The 17,761-nt window shown below is 70.7% G+C and carries 10 protein-coding genes; 5 read left to right on the forward strand and 5 right to left on the reverse strand.

Annotation, left to right across the window (positions count from 1 at the left end; genetic code table 11):
* Positions 1 to 12 precede the first annotated feature (12 nt).
* The 5 genes from ppc to EDC36_RS06125 are packed head-to-tail and all read right to left on the reverse strand — an operon-like array spanning position 13 to position 9,429.
* Complete coding sequence (gene ppc / locus EDC36_RS06105) at positions 13 to 2,844, reverse strand: phosphoenolpyruvate carboxylase (protein ID WP_132962367.1); 2,832 nt, start codon at positions 2,842 to 2,844, stop codon at positions 13 to 15.
* Between the two features lie 45 nt (positions 2,845 to 2,889).
* Positions 2,890 to 4,533: a glucose-6-phosphate isomerase gene (gene pgi / locus EDC36_RS06110; protein WP_132962368.1), complete on the reverse strand. Its 1,644-nt coding sequence runs from the start codon at positions 4,531 to 4,533 to the stop codon at positions 2,890 to 2,892.
* A 42-nt stretch (positions 4,534 to 4,575) separates the two neighbouring features.
* The gene (locus tag EDC36_RS06115) at positions 4,576 to 5,799 is read right to left on the reverse strand and encodes a CaiB/BaiF CoA transferase family protein (protein WP_132962369.1); all 1,224 of its coding nucleotides are present in this window, start codon (positions 5,797 to 5,799) and stop codon (positions 4,576 to 4,578) included.
* 47 nt (positions 5,800 to 5,846) lie between these two features.
* On the reverse strand, positions 5,847 to 6,473 hold the full coding sequence (locus EDC36_RS06120; RefSeq protein ID WP_132962370.1) for a MarC family protein: 627 nt from the start codon (positions 6,471 to 6,473) through the stop codon (positions 5,847 to 5,849).
* 13 nt (positions 6,474 to 6,486) lie between these two features.
* Positions 6,487 to 9,429: a bifunctional diguanylate cyclase/phosphodiesterase gene (locus tag EDC36_RS06125; protein ID WP_132962371.1), complete on the reverse strand. Its 2,943-nt coding sequence runs from the start codon at positions 9,427 to 9,429 to the stop codon at positions 6,487 to 6,489.
* Between the two features lie 301 nt (positions 9,430 to 9,730).
* On the opposite strand from EDC36_RS06125, the gene EDC36_RS06130 reads away from it, so the two are divergent.
* From EDC36_RS06130 to secF, 5 genes are all read left to right on the forward strand, one after another.
* Positions 9,731 to 13,381, forward strand: a complete 3,651-nt coding sequence (locus EDC36_RS06130) for an indolepyruvate ferredoxin oxidoreductase family protein (protein WP_132962372.1) — start codon at positions 9,731 to 9,733, stop codon at positions 13,379 to 13,381.
* A 140-nt stretch (positions 13,382 to 13,521) separates the two neighbouring features.
* Entirely contained in the window at positions 13,522 to 14,490 is a 969-nt protein-coding gene (locus tag EDC36_RS06135) for a DMT family transporter (protein ID WP_132962430.1), read from the forward strand.
* Positions 14,491 to 14,596: 106 nt separating this feature from the next.
* A complete protein-coding gene (yajC, locus tag EDC36_RS06140; RefSeq protein WP_132962373.1) occupies positions 14,597 to 14,917 on the forward strand; it encodes a preprotein translocase subunit YajC in 321 nt (106 codons plus the stop codon).
* Positions 14,914 to 16,785, forward strand: a complete 1,872-nt coding sequence (secD, locus tag EDC36_RS06145; protein ID WP_132962374.1) for a protein translocase subunit SecD — start codon at positions 14,914 to 14,916, stop codon at positions 16,783 to 16,785. The genes yajC and secD overlap by 4 nt, the downstream gene beginning before the upstream one ends.
* Before the next feature lie 18 nt (positions 16,786 to 16,803).
* On the forward strand, positions 16,804 to 17,754 hold the full coding sequence (secF, locus tag EDC36_RS06150; RefSeq protein ID WP_132962375.1) for a protein translocase subunit SecF: 951 nt from the start codon (positions 16,804 to 16,806) through the stop codon (positions 17,752 to 17,754).
* Positions 17,755 to 17,761 lie beyond the last annotated feature (7 nt).

Here is a 17,761-nt window from a genome sequence, read left to right on the forward strand (position 1 = left end):
CCGGCCGCGCCATCAGCCCGTGTTGCGCAGCCCCGCGGCGATGCCGTTGATCGACAAGTGGATGCCGCGCTTGACCTTTTCTTCGTGGTTGCCGGCGCGGTAGCGGCGGATCAGCTCGACTTGGAGGTGGTGCAGCGGGTCGATGTAGGGGAAGCGGTGCTCGATCGAACGTGCCAGCGCGGGGTTGTTGGCCAGGCGCTGCGCGTGACCGGTGATGGCGGCCAGCGCTTCGTGGGTGCGGTGCCATTCGGCCTCGATGGCCCCCATGACGCGGCGCCGCAAGGCACGGTTGTCCACCAGTTGCGCGTACAGCGCGCCCAGCGCCAGGTCGCTTTTGGCCAGCACCATGTCGACGTTGCTGAGCAAGGTGGCGAAAAACGGCCAGCGCGCGTGCATCTCGCGCAACAGCGCCAGCGCGGTGTCGTGCCCCATCTGTTCGCACAGCGCCTGCACACCGCTGCCCAGACCGTACCACCCCGGCAGCGTCAGGCGGCACTGCCCCCAGCTGAAGCTCCACGGGATGGCGCGCAGGTCTTCGATGCGCTGCGAGCCGGTGCGCGACGCCGGGCGTGAGCCGATGTTGAGTTCGGCGATTTCGCGGATCGGGGTGGCGCTGAAAAAATAATCGGCAAAGCCCGGTGTTTCGTACACCAGCGCGCGGTACGCGGCCATGCTGGCGCGCGACAGCGCTTCGGCCGCCTGCACGAAGCGCTTGGGCACCGCCTGGCGCGGCGGCAGCAGGGTCGCTTCCAGCGTGGCGGCCACCAGGGTTTCCAGGTTGCGCCGCCCGATGTCGGGGTGGCCGTACTTGGAGGCGATCACCTCGCCCTGTTCGGTCAGGCGCAACTGCCCGCGCACGGTGCCTGCGGGTTGGGCCAGGATGGCTTCGTAGCTGGGGCCGCCGCCGCGCCCCACGGTGCCGCCGCGGCCGTGGAACAGCCGCATGCGCACCGGCCGCGGCAGCTCGGTGGCCAGGCGGTCGAACAGCGCCGCCAGCGCCACCTCGGCCTGGTACAGCGACCAGTTGCTGGTGAAGATGCCGCCGTCCTTGTTGCTGTCCGAGTAGCCGAGCATGATGTCTTGCTCGCCGTACTCCAGCGCCCCGCCGTGGGCCACCAGCGCCGCCACGCCGGGGATGGCGTAGTACTCGGCCATGATGGTGGCGGCGCGCTGCAGGTCCTCAATGGTTTCGAACAGCGGCACCACGATCAGCTCGGCGCGCGCGTCGTGGCCCCAGGCGCCGTGCAGCAGCCCGGTTTCTTTTTGCAGCACCAGCACCTCCAGCAGGTCGCTGACGGCCTCGGTGTGGCTGATGATGGCGTGGCGGATGGCGGCGCCCCCGTAGTGGCGGCGGGCCTGGCGCGCCGCGGCAAAGACGGCCAGTTCGCGCTCGGTGGTGGGGCTGTAGGCGCGCTCGGGGATGCGCAGCGGCCGCGGATCGGCCAGCGCCTGCAGCAGCACGCGGCGCTTGTCGGCCTCGGCCAGCGCAGGGTAGCTCCCGTGCACGCCCGCGGCGGCCAGCAACTCGGCCACGGCGTGCTCGTGCTGGTCGCTGCTTTGCCGCAGGTCCAACGTGGCCAGGTGGAAACCAAACGCCTGCGCGGCGCGCAGCAGCGGGCGCAGACGTGGCTCGGCCAGCGCGGCGCAGCCCTGTTGCACCAGCGCCTCGTCGAGCACGCGCAGGTCGGCCACGAAGGCGTCGGCGCTCGGGTAGGGGTCCTGCGGCGCGACCGCATGGCGTGCCGCCTCGCCCCCGGTGAGTTGCTGCAGCGTGGCGGCCAGCCGGGCGTAGATGCCGATCAGCGCGCGGCGGTACGGCTCGTCTTCGCGGTGCGCGTTGCGGTCGGGCGAGGCCGCGGCCAGCGCCTGCAGCGCGGGCGGTGGGGGCAGCAACATCGCCGACAGTGACAGCTCCGCGCCGAGCAGGTGGACTTCGCGCAGGTAGTGGCGCAGGATCAGGTCGGCCTGACGTTGCAGCGCCAGGTGCAGCGTGTCGGCGTTGACGTTGGGGTTGCCGTCGCGGTCGCCCCCCGTCCACTGGCCCAGCCGCAGAAACGGCGGCACCGGCGCACCCAGCGTGTGTTCCAGGTCGGCGTACAGGCGCGGCAGCTCGGGGATGAAGGTGCGCTCGAAGTACGCCAGCGCGTTGCCAATCTCGTCGGCCACCGTCAGGTGCGAAAAGCGCAGCAGCCGCGTGTGCCACAACTGGGTGATGCGCGCGCGCAGCGCCGCTTCGTTGGCGTGCAGCGCACGGTGCAGCACGCGGTCGTGGCCACGGCTGCCGGCGGCGGCCGCCTGCGCGCGGATGGCGTCGCGCTCGCGCAACAGGTCGGCGATCGCTGCCTCGGCGTCGCGGATGCTTTTGCGCTGCACTTCGGTGGGGTGGGCCGTCAGCACCGGTGAAACGTGAGCGCTTTGCAGCGTTTGGCGCACCTGCTCGTGCCCGATGCCGCGGCGTTGCAGCCGCCGCCACGTGTGCGCCAGGCTGCCGGGTTGCACGTGGCCGGCGCGCTCGTGCACCTCGCGACGGCGGATGTGGTGCCGGTCCTCGGCCAGGTTGGCCAGGTGGCTGAAGTAGGTGAACGCGCGGATGACGCTGACCGCCTGCGCGTCGCTGAGGCCCTGCAGCAGCGTCTGCAGCGACTGCTGCGCGCGACGGTCGGCGTGGCGGCGGTACGCGACCGAGAGTTGGCGGATGCGTTCGATCAACTCGAAGGTGGCCGCCCCCTCGTGCTCGCGGATCACATCGCCCAGGATGCGGCCCAGCAGGCGGATGTCCTCCACCAACGGCAGGTCCTTGGCCGGAACACGGGGTGAGGCGGCGTGGGTGGTCGAGCGGGGCATGGCGGGGCGTGCGGTCGGTGGAGGGCGGCTGCGAGTGTAATTTGTTTACGGGGTGCTGGACGCCAGGGTGCGCGCCATCGTCTTGCCCAGCTCCACGCCCCATTGGTCGTAGGCGTTGATGCCCCACAGCGCCGCCTGACAGAACACCTTGTGCTCGTAAGCGGCAACCAGAGCCCCGAGGTGGAACGGGTCCAACCGTGGCAGCCACAGGATGTTGCTGGGTACGTTGCCGCGGTAGGTGCGGTGCGGGGTCAGACGCTGCACCTCGTCGTCGCTGAGCCCCTCGGCGCGCAGCGCGGCGGCGGCGGCCTCGGCGTCGCGGCCGCGCGCGAGGGCCTCGGCCTGGGCCAGCAGGTTGGTGTGCAAAAGTTTTTGGTGAAGGGGTGCGGTGGGTAGCGGAGCATCCGTTTCGCGCACACCGATGAAATCCACAGGTACCCGGTGGGTGCCTTGGTGCAGCAGCTGGAAGTACGCGTGTTGAGCATCGTTGCCCAGGCCGCCCCAGACGATCGGCCCGGTTTCGACTGTCACGGGCTGACCGTCGACGTGCACCGACTTGCCGTTGGACTCCATGTCCATTTGCTGGATGAAGCGCGCGAATTCGGCCAGCCGGGCGTCGTACAGCGCCAACAGGTGGGTCGGGCAGCCCAGGAAGTTGCGGTTCCACACCCCCAACAAGGCCAGCGCCAGCGGCAGGTTGTGCTCCAGCGGGGCGTGCAGGAAATGGTCGTCCATCGCATGCGCGCCGGCCAGCAGTTGCTCGAACGCGGCGCGGCCGATGCTGATGGCCAGCGGCAGCCCGATCGCGCTCCACAGCGAATAGCGCCCCCCGACCCAGTCCCAGATCCGCAACACCTGGTGCGCCGCCACACCCCACGCCTGCGCCCGTTGCGGGTGGGCGGTGACGGCGACCCAGTGGGGGCCTTGGTCACGCTCGCCCACGCCGCCATCGGCCAGCCAGCGCCGTGCGCTGGCCGCCAGCAGCAGCGTCTCGTGGGTGGTGAACGTTTTGCTCTGGATGATGAACAACGTCCGACGGGGCTGCAGCGGCCGCAGCACCTCCCACAGCGCCCACGCGTCGGGGTTGGAGACGAAGTGCACCCGCACCGGGCCGGCGCTGGTGGGCCCGAGCGCGTGCACCGCCATGCGCGGCCCAAGGTCGGAGCCGCCGATGCCGAGGTTGACGACATCCGTGATCGGTTGGCCGTCGTGGCCCTGCCAGGCGCCGGTGCGCACGCGCTCGGCGATGCCCAAAAAGCGTTGCAGCTCGTGCCGCACGGCGTCGCGGATGGCGGTGCCCCACGGTGGAGCGTCGATCTGGCTGCCGCGCAGCGCCACGTGCAGCACCGCGCGGCCTTCGGTGGCGTTGATGGGTGCACCGCGCCACATCGCGTGGGCGTGGTCGCGCAGGCCAACCTCGGTGGCCATGTCCAGCAGCGCGCGCCACACCGGCAGCGTCAACGCCTGACGGGTGGCGTCCAACGTCACCCCAGCGGCCTCGAACCGCAGCGCCTGGGCGCGCGTCGGGTCGTGCGCATCGAGCAGCGTGCGCAAGTGCGGTTGGGGCTGGCGCGCCAGCGCCGCCAGGCGCCGCCAGGCCAGGCGCTGCGGTGGCGGTGTGAACGGCGCCGTGGCCGCCGCGGCGGGCGGCGCGGCCGGGGTGATGGTCAAGCTCCCTGTGGTCGTCATGGTGATCTTCGCTGAAGGTGTGCCGGGCGGTTGAGGCCGGTGTCAGTCGGGCGCGCGCCAGCGCCCGCCGGCCACCTGCGCGCCGTGTTCGCCCAGGCGTGGCGCGGGCGTGCGCAGCCGCCCCGGTGTGGCGCTGAGCTTGGGCACGACGCCCGGGACTTTGAGGGGCCGGCCTTCGCGGTCGGTGGCGTGCACCACCATGCCGCGCGCGGCGTAGTGGGGGTCATGGGCGATGTCGGCCGCGGTGTAGATGCGGCCCACGGGCACGTCGGCGGCCTCCAGCGCCGCAATGACCTCCTCCACCGTACGCTGCTGCGTCCAGGCCTCGATGGCGGCGTCCAGTTCCGCCGCGCGGCGCGCGCGGCCGTCGTTGTGGGCCAGCGCGGGGTCGTCGGCCAGGTCGGGGCGGCCGATGGCGTGCATCAGGCGTCGGAAGATGCCGTCGCCGTTGCCACCGATCAACACGTAGGGCTCGGGGTCATCGCCCGCCGCGCGGCAGCGGTAGGCGTTGGATGGCGCAATGCCGGGCAAGGCGCTGCCCGCACGCTGGCGCACCACGCCAAAGGCGTCGTATTCGGGCAGCAGGCTTTCCATCAGGTTGAACACGCTCTCGTACAGCGCCACGTCCACCATTTGCCCCTGCCCGCCGCGGGCGTCGCGGTGGTACAGCGCCAGCAGCACGCCGATGACGCCGTGCAGCGCCGCGATGGAGTCGCCGATCGACACGCCGCAGCGCACCGGCACGCGCCCTGGCTCGCCGGTCAGGTAGCGCAGGCCGCCCATGGCTTCGCCCAGGATGGCAAAGCCGGGTTTGTGCGCGTAGGGGCCGGTTTGGCCGTAGCCTGAGACGCGCAGCATGATCAGGCGCGGGTTGAGGGCGTGCAGCGCCTCCCAGCCCAGCCCCCAGCCCTCCAGCGTGCCGGGCTTGAAGTTCTCGATCAGCACATCAGCCTGGGCCGCCAGCTGCCGCACCAGCGTCTGACCTTCGGGGGTGCGCAGGTCCGCGCACACCGAGCGTTTGTTGCGGGATTGCACTTCCCACCACACCGAGGTGCCGTCGCGCAGCAGGCGCCACTTGCGTAGCGGATCGCCCTGGCCAGGCGGCTCGATCTTGATGACGTCGGCGCCGAAGTCGGCCAGCACGCGCGCGGCAAACGGCCCGGCGATCAGTTGGCCCAGCTCCAGCACGCGCACACCGGCCAGGGGGCCGGCCGCGCCGTGGGGTTGGTCGTCGTGGGGCCAAGGGGTGGGGGCGTCAGCGTCCATGGCGCCGATTGTGCCAAGGTGTGCCCGGGGTGGCGTCGGCGTCGCCGTCAGGCGGGGACGCCCAGCGCCGGAAAGAGCCGCTGCAAACCGGCGGCCATCACCTCCACCGCCAACGCGGCCAGGATCAGGCCCATCAGGCGGGTCATCACGTTGATGCCGGTTTTGCCCAGCGCGCGCTCGATCGGCACGGCCAGCGTGAAGCACAGCGCCGTGGCCAGCGCCACCACCACGCCGTAGCCCACCAGCGCGGCGTGCTGCCAAAAGGTCTGCGCGCGCTCGGCGTAAATGACGACGGTGGACATCGTGGCCGGCCCGGTCAGGAGCGGGATCGTCAGCGGCACCACGGCGATCGACGCACGGCTGGCGGCGTCGTGCACCTCCTCGCGCGTGGTTTTGGCTTCGGCCGGCTGGGCGTTGAGCATGGCCATCGACGACATCAGCAGCAACATGCCGCCGCCGACCTGGAAGCTGGCCAGCGAGATGCCGAAAAAGTCCAGGATTTGCAGCCCCGCCAGCGCGCACGCGGCGATCACCGCAAACGCCGTGCACGACGAGATCCACACCGTGCGACGACGCTGCGCGCGGGTCATGCCCTGCGTGTAGTGGATGAAAAACGGCACGATGGCCAGCGGGTTGACAATGGCCAGCAGCGTGATGAGGGGTTTGAGGTCCATCGCGTCGCGGGGATTATGCGGTGGCGGCGCTGCGTTGGGTGCGCAGCCAGGCCAACAGTGCGTCCGGTGGCATCGCGCGCGCAAACAGCCAGCCTTGCAGCACGGTGCAGCCGTGCGCGCGCAAAAAGTCGCGTTGCGCCACGGTCTCGACGCCCTCGGCCACCACCGCCAAGTCCAGGTCGTGCGCCATCGACAGGGTGGCGCGCACGATGGCGACGCTGTCGGCGTCGTGCGGGATGCCATCGACGAAGCTGCGGTCGATCTTGAGTGTGGCGATGGGCAGGCGCTTCAGGTAGCTCAAGCTCGAATAGCCGGTGCCGAAGTCGTCCAGGCTGATCGACACGCCCAGGCGTTGCAAGGCGTGCAACTGCTCGATGGCGTCGCCGCCGGCCTGCATCAGCACGCTTTCGGTGATCTCGATCTCGAGCACGTCGGCGCCCAGGCCGTGGGTGGCCAGCGCGGTGCGCACGCGTTCCAGCAGCGTGCCGTGGACCAACTCCTGCGCCGAGACGTTGAGCGCCAAGCGCACGTCCTGCAGCAACGCCGGCGCCTGCGCGCACCATTGCGCCCACTGCGCCAGGCTGTGCTGCAGCACCCAGTGGTCCAGGCGGTCGACGATGCCGGCTTCCTCGGCCACGCGCACGAATTCCGCCGGCGACAGCGGCCCCAATTCGGGGTGGCGCCAGCGCAACAACGCCTCGACCCCGACCACGCGGCCGTCTTCGGCACGCACCTGCGGCTGGTAGTGCAGGTGCAGGCCCGCGCCGTCGGGGTTGGCCAGCGCGGCGCGCAGCGCGGTCTCCAGCGTCAGCCGGCGCGACACGCCGGCGTGCATCGACGGCTCGAAAAAACGCCACTGGTTGCGCCCGGCGGCCTTGGCGGCGTACATCGCGGTGTCGGCGTGGCGCAGCAGCGTGTCGAGGTCGTCGCCGTCGTCGGGGAAGATCGCCACGCCGATGCTGGCCCCCATGCGCACCGAGGTGCCGTCGAGCTCGATGGGCGCTTCCAACGCCTGGCTGAGCTTGCGCGCCACCACCTCGGCGCCCGCTTGCCCTTTGATCCACGGCAGCAGCGCCACGAATTCATCGCCGCCGAAGCGCGCCAGCACGTCGCGGTTGCGCAGCACCTGCTGCAAGCGCCCCGCCAACGCCTGCAGCAGCCGGTCACCCTGGGCGTGGCCCAGGGTGTCGTTGACCTGTTTGAAGCGGTCCAGGTCCATGAAGGCCACCGCCACCATGCGCTGCTCGCGCCGCGCGCTGTCCAGCACGCCGCGCGCCACCTCGGCCCAACGGGTGCGGTTGAGCAGCCCGGTCAGCGGGTCGTAATGGGCCAGTTGTTGCAGCTGCGCGTGGCTGTGCGCCAGCGCCAGCGTGCGCTCGCGCACCAACTGCTCGACACGGCGTCGTTGCCCGGTGCCGACCAGCAGCAGGGCGGCCAACAACCCCACCGCCGCAAAGCCGATGACGGCGGTGAGCTGCATACGCGTGTCCGCGGCGCCGTGGCGCCAAAAGGCCGGTTGGGGCGTCACCTGCAGCCGCCAGGCGCGCTGGGCAAAGCGCAGCGGCCAGGCGTGCACCAGGTCCCTCGGCACGCCGCGTTGCTGGGCGCAGTCGGGCGCCCCGGCCAACACCCGGTTGTCGGGACGGGCTTGCTCGTCCACCAGGCACAACGTCAGGTCTCGGGTCGGCAGCGCCTCCAGCGCCGCTTGCGTGACGTCGCCCATGCGGAAGGCGCTGGAGGCGATGCCCAGCAGCGTGTGCGGCGCCGTCGGCGCGCGCACCGCGTGGTACACCACGATGCCGCGCTGGGTGCCGGTTTCCTGCACCAGGCGAAACGGCTCGGTGGCCTGGGGGCGGCCGGTGGCGATGGCCTGTTGCACGGCCTCGCGCAGCGGCGCGTAGGTCAGCACGTCCAGCCCGCGCGCGGCTTCGTTGCCGCGCAGCGGGGCCAGGCGCGTGATCACGATGTGTTCGTCGGCGTCAGGGGCGGGGAAGCGCTGGCCGGCGGCGTCGCGCCCCAGGATCGGCCAGCCAGGGTCGCAGCATTCGTAGCGGGCACGCTCGCCGCGCGACACCCGCCAGTTGAAGGTGAAATTCTGCGTGCCCTGGTGGCGGCGCAGCCACAGCTCGGCCACCTCCTCGAACTCGGCTTGGTCCATGTCGGGCTTGCGCGCCAGCAGCTGCCCCATCGCTTCCAACGCGTCGAGTTGCGCGTCCAGCCGCCGCTGCAGCGCTTGACCCGCCTGGCTGGTGATTTGTTGCATCAGCAGTTGCTGCCGATCGTATTGGGTTTGGAACAGCAGGTGCACCGCCCCACTGACCAGCAGCAGCGCCACCAGCAGCGGCAACCCAACGCTGTAGCGGCGCGCCCACCACAGCGGGCGTGGTTGGCCGAACAGCACCAGCGCCAGCGGCACCAGCAGCACCATGCCCAGCGCATCGCCCAGCCACCAGCTCAGCCATTGTCCAGCGGCGTCGGCGGCGGGGATGGTGCCGGTCCACACAAGCGTGGGCACCGCCACGCTGGCGTTGAGCAGCGCGGTCAACGGCAACACCGCAAACAACAGCCGCACCACCTGCATCGGCGCGTCCAACGGGCCTGGGTAGCCGGCCCAGCGCCGCGCCGCCCACGCGGCCAGGTGCGCCATCGCCGTGGCCCCCAGCGCCGGCACCAGCATCGTCCATGGGTACTCGGTGTGGCCCAACGCGTGGTGGGTCATCGCTTGCACGGCCAACGACCCCAGCAGCACGCCAGGCAGGGCCGCCGGGCCGGCGACCAGGGTTGCGCCGGCGGCCACCCCAGCCGGCAAAAACACCACGATGGCGTAGTCCGGTGCGGCACGCAAACCCAGCGCCAGCCAGCCGGCCAACGCGTAGGCCCCGGCGGTGGCCAACGCCACCCAGGGCCAGGCCCAGGCGGGCAGCTTGCGCGGGGGCGGCGCGTCCGGGCTTGGCATGGTCGTGGTCCAACAGCCTTGGTGATGGAGGTGGAGGTGCGCGTCACTTTAGCACCGGCGCCCGCCGGCAGGGCGTCGCCGACCTAGGGTTTTCCCGCAAAAATGGCCTGCGGTGTGGGGGTAATGGCCACGCCCGGGCCGTTGAACCCTACACTGCGGGCTGCGATGCGCCCGGACGGGCATGGCATGCAGGCGCGCGCCGCCGGAGATCCCGGCGCGCGACGCTGCGGGCGTGGTTGGCAGGCCCGCCGTCCGGTTGTGGGCCCACCGGCCCTTGCTGTCCCAAGAGGAGATCACTGCCATGACCGCACCTTTGCCCGAGCACGTGCAGCGTGCCCTGGCCAGCGTCACGCTGGACGACAAATACACCCTGGAGCGCGGCCACGCGTTCATGAGCGGCATCCAGGCGCTGGTGCGCCTGCCGATGCTGCAGCGCCAACGCGACGCGCTGGCCGGCCAAAACACCGCCGGCTTCATCAGCGGTTACCGGGGCTCGCCGCTGGGTGGCTACGACCAGGCGCTGTGGAAGGCGCGCAAGCACCTCCAAGCGCACCACGTGGTGTTCCAGCCCGGCGTCAACGAAGAGCTGGCCGCCACCGCGGTGTGGGGCACCCAGCAGCTCGGCTTTGCCCCGCCGGGCAGCGCCAAGTACGACGGTGTCTTTGGTCTGTGGTACGGCAAGGGGCCGGGCGTGGACCGCTGCAGCGACGTGTTCAAGCACGCCAACCTGGCCGGCACCACGCCGTGGGGTGGGGTGATCGCGGTGGCGGGTGACGACCATGTGGCCAAGAGCTCCACCGCGGCGCACCAAAGCGACCACATCTTCAAGGCCTGCGGGCTGCCGGTGTTTTTCCCGGCCAGCGTGCAAGAGATTTTGGACCTGGGCCTGCACGCTTGGGCCATGAGCCGCTACGCCGGCGTGTGGACCGGCATGAAGACGATCCAGGAAATTGTCGAGTCCAGCGCCACCGTCGAAATCGACCCCGAGCGGGTGCGTATCGCGCTGCCGCAGGACTTCGAGCTGCCCCCGGGTGGCGTGCACATCCGCTGGCCCGATGCGCCGCTGGAGCAAGAAGCGCGCCTGATGGACTACAAGTGGTACGCGGCGCTGGCCTACGTGCGCGCCAACCGGCTCAACCACAACGTCATCCAGGGCCCCCACGACCGCTACGGGATCATCGCCAGCGGCAAGGCTTACAACGATTTGCGCCAAGCGCTGCACGACTTGGGGCTGGACGACGACACCTGCCGGCAGTTGGGCATCCGCGTGCACAAGGTGGCGGTGGTGTGGCCGCTGGAGGCCCAAATCACGCGCGAATTTGCTTTGGGGCTGCGCGAAATCCTGGTGGTGGAGGAAAAGCGCCAGGTCATCGAGTACCAGCTCAAGGAGGAGCTGTACAACTGGCGCCCCGACGTGCGCCCGGACGTGCTGGGCAAGTTCGACGAAATCGAGGGCGACCACTCCGGCGGTGAGTGGTCGATGCCCAACCCCAGCGCCAACCAGTTGCTGCGCGCCAACGCCGACCTGACGCCGGCCATCATCGCGCGCGCGGTGGCCAAGCGTCTGCAGCGCCGCGGCCTGCTGCCCGAGGGCAGCGACATCGCGCGCCGGGTGCACGAGCGGCTGGCCCTGATCGACGCGCGCGAGCGCGCCCTGCACGCCATCGAGTTGACCAGCGGCCAGGCGCAGCGCCTGCCGTGGTTTTGCTCGGGCTGCCCGCACAACACCTCGACCCGGGTGCCGGAAGGCTCGCGCGCCATGGCCGGCATCGGTTGCCACTACATGGCCATCTGGATGGACCGCAACACCGTGGCCTTCACGCAAATGGGGGGCGAGGGGGTGCCGTGGGTGGGGCAGCAGCCGTTCACGAGCGAGCCGCACATCTTTGCCAACCTGGGCGATGGCACCTATTTCCACAGCGGGCTGCTGGCCATTCGCCAGGCCATCGCGGCCGGCGTCAACATCACCTACAAGATTCTGTACAACGACGCCGTGGCCATGACCGGTGGCCAGCCGGTGGGCGAGCGCCCCGAAGGCCACTCGGTGCTGCAAATCGTGCACAGCCTGCGCAGCGAGGGCGTGCGCAAGCTCTACATCGTCACCGACGAGCCGGCCAAGTATGCCCACGCCCAGCACACCACCCTGGGTGGCGTGACGCTGACGCTGCCGGCCGACGTGCCGGTGCTGCACCGCGACGAACTCGACCGCGTGCAGCGCGAGTGCCGCGTCACCCCCGGCGTGACCGCCATCATTTACGACCAGACCTGCGCCACCGAGAAGCGCCGCCGCCGCAAGCGCGGCCTGATGGCCGATCCAGACAAGCGCGCCATGATCAACGAGCGCGTGTGCGAGGGCTGCGGCGACTGCGGTGTGCAGAGCAACTGCCTGAGCGTGGAGCCGCTGGAGACCGAGTTTGGCCGCAAGCGCACCATCAACCAGAGCACGTGCAACAAGGATTTTTCCTGCACCAAGGGGTTCTGCCCCAGCTTCGTGACGGTGGAAGGCGCCAAGCCGCGCAAGCCCGGCCGTGACGCGGGAGCACCCGACCTCAAGGATCTGCCACCGCTGCCCGAGCCGTCCCTGCCCGAGCTGCAACCCGGCGGCGCGGCCTGGGGCATCGTCGTGGCCGGGGTGGGGGGCACGGGGGTCATCACGATCGGGCAGCTGCTGGGCGTGGCGGCGCACCTGGAAGGCAAAGGTATCGTCACGCAGGACGCTGCCGGCTTGGCGCAAAAAGGGGGCGCCACCTGGAGCCACGTGCTGATCGGCGCGCGGCAGGACGACATCCTGACCACGCGCGTGCCCACCGCGGCGGCCGACCTGATCCTGGCGTGCGACCCGATCGTGGCGGCCAGCGCCGAGACGCTGGCGCGCACGTTGCCCGGGCGCACGCACGTGGCGCTCAACGCCCAGGCCACGCCGACGGCGGCCTTCGTGCACGACCGTGATTGGGTCAACCCATCGCAGCGCTGCGTGGCGGCCATCACCGAGGCGGTGGGGGCCGACGCCGTGGGCGCGTTCGACGCCGAAGCGCTGGCGCTCAAGCTGCTGGGCGACACGCTGTACGTCAACCCGATGGTGCTGGGCTACGCCTGGCAAAAGGGCTGGATACCGCTGCGGCGCGAGACGCTGCAGCGCGCCATCGAGCTCAACGGCGTGGCGGTCAAGGCCAACCTGGCCGCCTTCGAATGGGGGCGGCGCGTCGCGCACGACCTGGCCGCGGTGCTGCGCTTGGTGGCGCCGGCGCAGGTGGTGCCCTTGCACCGCCAGCCGACGCTGGAGCAAACCGTGCGTGCCTGGGTGGAGCACCTGACGGGCTACCAAAACGCCGCCTACGCGCAGCGCTACGAGGCCCTGGTGCGCCGCGTGCAGCAGGCCGAGACGGCGTTGGGCCTCAGCGGCCATGCGCTGGCGCTGGCGGTGGCGCAGCAGTACGGACGCTTGTTGGCGTACAAGGACGAATACGAAGTGGCGCGCCTGTACACCGACGGCGCGTTCGAGCAGCGCCTGCGTGAGCAGTTCGAGGGCGACGTGCGGCTGCGGCTGCACCTGGCGCCGCCGCTGCTGGCGCGCCGCAACGATCGGGGCGAGCTGCTCAAGCGCGAGTACGGCCCATGGGTGCTCATGGCCATGCGGGTGTTGGCGCGCCTCAAAGGCCTGCGCGGCACCTGGCTGGACCCCTTTGGTTACACCGAAGAGCGCCGCACCGAGCGCGCGCTGATCGCCGAGTACGAAGCCGCCATCGCCGACGTGTTGGCGGGGCTGACGCCCGAGCGTATGCCGCTGGCGCTGGCCATTGCGTGCTGGCCGGCGCAGGTGCGCGGCTTTGGCCACGTCAAGGCGCGTGCCTTGCAGCGCGCCCGCCCGCAGTGGGAAGAACTGCGGCAGCGCTGGCGCGGCGGCGCGGCCACCCCGGTGGACGGCGCCAGCGCAGCGGCGCGCGCGGCCTGATGCGCCGCGGCCGCGGCGTGTCCCCTGCCTGACGCCCGCCGCGTGGCGCTACACTGCCGCCCTTTGCGAACAGGAAGCCGAGGGACGCGCAGGGCATGACCGATCACGTTGTCACGCAGGGGGGCGTGGCGCACCACGGGGTGGGCGCCGGCGTCGTGTGGGCGCTGGCCGCCGGGCTGTTGTGGGGGTTGGTGTTCGTCGCGCCGCTGATGGTGCCGGAGTACCCGGCGGCGTTGCAATCGGTGGGCCGCTACTTGGCGTTTGGCCTGCTGTGTGTGCCGCTGGCGTGGTGGGACCGCGCCGAGCTGCGTCGGCTGCGCGCGCCGGACTGGGCGCGTGCGCTGGAGCTGGCGCTGGTGGGCAACCTGCTGTACTACCTGTTGCTGGCCAGCTCGATCCAGCGCACCGGCGGCCCGTTGTCGACCGTCATCATCGGCACGCTGCCGGTGGTCATCGCCGTGGTGGCCAACTGGCGCGACGCCCAGCGTGACGGCCGCCTGCCGTGGCTGCGGCTGCTGCCAGCGCTGGTGCTGATCGGCGGCGGCATCGCGCTGGTCAACCACGTGGAGCTGACGGCGGTGCTGGCCGATCCCACGCGCCGCGTGGCCGACTACGCGCTGGGGGCGCTGCTGGCGCTGGGTGCGGTGGTGTGCTGGACCTGGTACCCGCTGCGCAACGCCGACTGGCTGCGCGCCCACCCCACGCGCAGCGCGCGCGCCTGGTCCACCGCCCAGGGGCTGGCCACGCTGCCGTTGGCGGCGCTGGGCTACGCCGTGCTGGCGGCGTGGTGGGCGTGGCACGGCGACGCTGGCTGGCTGCCCCTGGGGCCGCGGCCGATGGTGTTTTTGGGCTTGATGGCGGCCATCGGGCTGCTGGCCTCGTGGCTGGGCACGCTGTGCTGGAACGCGGCCAGCCAGCGCCTGCCGACCGCGTTGGCGGGGCAGCTGATCGTGTTCGAGACGCTGGCCGCGCTGCTGTACGCCTACCTGTGGCGTGGGCGCTGGCCCGAGCCGCTGGCGTTGGCCGGCGTGGCGCTGCTGGTGGTCGGGGTGCTGTGGGGCGTGCGCCTCCGGCCGCAGCCGGTGGTGGCGCAGGCCCATCCGGACTGACGGCGCGCGCGGGCAGCCGCGCCGCTACAATGGCCGCCTGCCGTGGCAGCGCGCCAGGCGCGCCGCCGCTTGTTTTGCCGTCTCAACACGCCACAAGGAACGCGACGTGTTCATCTCCAACGCTTACGCCCAAGCCGCCGCCGCTGGCGACGCCCCTTCCACGCTGATGAGCCTGCTGCCGCTGCTGCTGATGTTTGTGGTGCTGTGGTTCGTGATGATCCGGCCCCAAATGAAGCGCCAAAAAGAGCACAAGGCCATGATCGAAGCGCTGGCCAAGGGTGACGAAGTGCTGACCGCCGGTGGCCTGCTGGGTAAGGTGACCAAGCTGGGCGACCCCTACATCAGCATTGAGGTGGCCAACGGCGTGGAGGTGCAGCTGCAGCGCACCGCGGTGGCGCAGGTGCTGCCCAAAGGTACGCTCAAGTGAACCGTTACGCCTGGTGGAAGTACGCCGTGCTGGCGGTGGCGCTGGTCGTCGCCGCGCTGTACGCGCTGCCCAACCTGTTTGGCGAAGCGCCGGCGGTGCAGGTGTCGCCGGCGCGCGCGGCGCATCGGCTCGACCAAGGCACGGTGGCGCGCATCGAGCAGGCGTTGGCCGGCGCGTCGCTGCGTGCCGAGGCCGTGCAGTTCGACGGCGCCAGCGTGCGGGTGCGTTTTGCCTCCACCGACGACCAAATCCGCGCGCGTGACGTCATCGAGCGCGCGCTCAACCCCGACGCCGCCAACCCCGGCTATGTGGTGGCGCTCAACCTGCTGCCGCGCACCCCGGCGTGGCTGCAGGCGCTGGGGGCCAAGCCCATGTACCTGGGGCTGGACCTGCGCGGTGGAGTGCACTTTTTGCTGCAGGTGGACATGGCCGCCGCCACCAGCAAGCGGCTCGACGCGCTGGTGGGCGAGGTGCGCACGCTGCTGCGCGAGCGTGACGTGCGCCACGGCGGTGTGCGCCGCGAAGGCGATGCGGTGCGCGTGCGGGCGCGCGACGCGGCCGGTCTGCGCCAGGCGGCCGACGTGTTGGCGCGCGAGCTGCCCGACGTGGCGGCGGCCGAGCAAGCCGGCGGCGCCGAGCCGGAGCTGGCGCTGACCCTACGGCCCGAGGCGGTGCGCCGCCTGCAGGAGCAGGCGCTCAAGCAAAACATCCTGACGCTGCACAACCGCATCAACGAGCTGGGCGTGGCCGAGCCGGTGATCCAGCAGCAGGGCCTGGACCGCATCGTCGTGCAGTTGCCCGGCGTGCAAGACACCGCCAAGGCCAAAGACATCCTGGGCCGCACGGCGACGCTGGAAATCCGCATGGTGGACGAAAGCCCCGAAGGGCTGGCCGCCGAACGCGACCCGGCCGCGCCGGTGCCGTTCGGCTCGGAGCGCTACCTGGACCGCAACGGGCGGGCGGTCATCGTCAAGCGCGAAGTCATCCTGACCGGCGACAACCTCACCGACGCCCAGGCCGGCTTCGACAACCAGACGCAGGAGCCCGTGGTCAACCTGACGCTGGACGCCAAGGGCGCGCGCATCTTCCGCGACGTCACGCGCGACAACGTTGGCAAGCGCATGGCCATCCTGCTGTTCGAAAAGGGCAAGGGCGAGGTGGTCACCGCCCCGGTCATCCGCACCGAAATCGGCGGCGGCCGGGTGCAGATCTCCGGGCGCATGACGACGCAGGAAGCCAACGACACGGCGCTGCTGCTGCGCGCCGGCTCGCTGGCCGCGCCGATGGAGATCATCGAAGAGCGCACCGTCGGCCCGAGCCTGGGCGCCGACAACATCCGCATGGGCTTCAACAGCGTGGTGTGGGGCTTTGTGGCGGTGGTGGCCTTCATGTGCGTGTACTACACGTTCTTTGGCCTGGTGTCGAGCCTGGCGCTGGCGTTCAACCTGCTGCTGCTGGTGGCCATTTTGTCGATGCTGCAAGCCACGCTGACGCTGCCCGGCATCGCCGCGATGGCGCTGACGCTGGGCATGGCCATCGACGCCAACGTGCTCATCAACGAGCGCATCCGCGAGGAGCTGCGCAACGGCTCGGCGCCGCAGACCGCGATCCACAAGGGCTACGAGCACGCCTGGGGCACGATCGTGGACTCCAACATCACCTCGCTGCTGGCGGGGCTGGCGCTGCTGACGTTCGGCTCGGGCCCGGTGCGCGGCTTTGCCGTTGTGCACTGCATCGGCATCCTCACCAGCATGTTCTCGGCGGTGATGTTCTCGCGTGGGTTGGTCAACCTGTGGTACGGCCGGCAGCGCAAGCTGAAGTGGATCGCCATTGGCATCGCGCCGCCGGCGGGCGGCAAGGCCGCTTGAGGCGGCAGGGACGACACGATGGAACTGTTTCGCTTGCAGCGCACCATCCCCTTCACGCGCCACATGCTGGCGCTCAACCTCGTCTCGCTGGTCACGTTTGTGCTGGCGGTGGTGTTTTTGGCGCTGCGTGGCCTCAACCTCTCGGTGGAGTTCACCGGGGGCACCGTCATCGAGGTGGCCTACCCGCAACCGGCCGACCTGGCGCCGGTGCGCGAGGCCGTGGCGCAACTTGGCTACGGTGACGTGCCGGTGCAGCACTTTGGCAGCGCGCGCGACGTGCTGGTGCGCCTGCCGCTGCGCGAGGGGCTGAGCTCGGGCCAGCAGACCGAGCAGTTGCTGGCCGCGTTGCGCGCGCGCACGCCCGATGTTGAGCTGCGCCGCACCGAGTTCGTCGGCCCGCAGGTGGGGCGCGAGTTGGTCGAAGGCGGCTTGCTGGCGCTGGCCTTCGTCATCGGCGGCATCATGCTGTACCTGGCGCTGCGCTTCGAGTGGAAGTTCGCGCTGGCGGCGATCGTGGCCAACCTGCACGACGTCATCATCATCCTCGGGTTTTTTGCCTTTTTCCAGTGGGAGTTTTCGCTCGCGGTGCTGGCCGCGGTGCTGGCGGTGTTGGGCTACTCGGTCAACGAGTCGGTGGTCATTTTCGACCGCATCCGCGAAACCTTCCGCCGCCAGCGCAAGATGAGCACGCGCGAAGTGATCGACTACGCCATCACCTCGACGATGAGCCGCACGATCATCACGCACGGCTCGACCGAGGCGATGGTGCTGTCGATGCTGATCTTTGGCGGCCCCACGCTGCACTACTTTGCGCTGGCGCTGACCATCGGCATCCTGTTTGGCATTTACTCGTCGGTGTTCGTGGCCGCCGGCGTGGCGATGTGGTTGGGCGTCAAGCGCGAAGACCTCGTCAAGGGCGGCGGCACCAAGGCCGACCCCAACGATCCCAACGCCGGCGCCGTCGTTTGACGGCGGC

The organism is Tepidimonas ignava (genome assembly GCF_004342625.1).
Taxonomy (GTDB): Bacteria; Pseudomonadota; Gammaproteobacteria; order Burkholderiales; family Burkholderiaceae_C; genus Tepidimonas; species Tepidimonas ignava.